Annotated in this window: 1 protein-coding gene; it reads right to left on the minus strand. The window is 67.3% G+C overall.

The window, feature by feature from the left end; all coding sequences use genetic code 11:
* Position 1 precedes the first annotated feature (1 nt).
* The coding region (locus CTATCC11996_RS07085; protein WP_003074545.1) for an aldehyde dehydrogenase family protein at positions 2-1,429 on the minus strand (1,428 nt) is incomplete at its 5' end.

Genomic DNA, 1,429 nt, shown 5'->3' on the forward strand with positions numbered 1-1,429 from the left:
TTCACGCCAGCGTATAGGCCGTCTTCACCGTGGTGTAGAACTCCTGGGCATAGCGCCCCTGCTCGCGCGGACCGTAGCTCGATCCCTTGCGACCGCCGAACGGTACGTGGTAGTCCACCCCCGCCGTGGGCAGGTTGACCATGACCATGCCAGCCTGGCTGTGGCGCTTGAAGTGCGTGGCGTGCTTGAGGCTGGTGGTGGCAATGCCGGCCGACAGACCAAACGGCGTGTCGTTGGACACGGCCAAGGCTTCTTCGTAGTCCTTGACGCGGATCACGCTGGCCACGGGGCCGAAGACTTCCTCGCGGTTGATGCGCATGCCGGCTTCGGTGTCCACAAACAGCGTGGGCGCCATGTAGAAACCTTGCTTGCCGCTGCCCGTGTGGCAGGCGACGCGGGCTCCGCCAGCGGCCAGGCGGGCGCCTTCAGCCTTGGCGATTTCCACGTACGACAGGTCCTGCTCCAGCTGGGCCTGGCTGACCACGGGGCCCATGTCGGTGCCAGCGGCGCGTGCGTCACCGACCTTGATTTGGGCCATGCGTGCCTGCAGGGCCTCGATGAAGGCCGGGTAGATCTTGTCGGTGACGATCAGGCGGCTCGAGGCCGTGCAGCGCTGGCCGGTGGAGTAGAAGCCGCTTTGGGCCGACAGTTCCACCGCCTGGGCGAGGTCGGCATCGTCCAGCACGATCTGGGGGTTCTTGCCGCCCATCTCCAGCTGCACCTTCTTGCCGCTTTTGACGCAGGCTTCGGCAATGCCGCGGCCCACGCCCGTCGAACCCGTGAAGCTGATGGCGGCCACATCGGCATGATTCACCAGGGCTTCGCCGATCACGCGACCCGGGCCCATGACCAGGTTGAAGACGCCGGCGGGGATGCCCGAGCGGTGGATGATGTCGGCCAGGGCCCAGGCGCTGCCGGGCACCAGATCGGCGGGCTTGAGCACCACGCAGTTGCCAAAGGCCAGGGCCGGAGCGATCTTCCAGGCGGGGATGGCGATGGGGAAGTTCCAGGGCGTGATCAGGCCGACCACGCCAATCGGCTCGCGCGTGATTTCCACACCGATGCCGGGGCGCACCGACGGCACGGTCTCGCCGCTCAGGCGCAGGCATTCACCGGCAAAGAACTTGAAGATCTGGCCGGCGCGGCCGACTTCGCCAATGGCTTCAGGCAGGGTCTTGCCTTCTTCGCGGGCCAGCAGCTCGCCCAGCTCGGCCTTGCGGGCCAGGATCTCCGTGCCGATCTTGTCCAGGGCGTCGGAGCGCGCCTGGATGCCCGAGGTGGACCAGGCCGGGAAAGCGGCAGCGGCAGCGGCCACGGCGGCCTGCACGTCCTCGGCACCGCCCTGGGCGTACTCGCCGATCACATCGGACAGATCGCTGGGGTTGGTGTTGGGGGAGTAGCTGTCAGCAGCCGTCCACTGGCCGTTGAT

This window comes from Comamonas testosteroni ATCC 11996 (assembly GCF_000241525.1).
GTDB classification, from domain to species: Bacteria; Pseudomonadota; Gammaproteobacteria; order Burkholderiales; family Burkholderiaceae_C; genus Comamonas; species Comamonas testosteroni.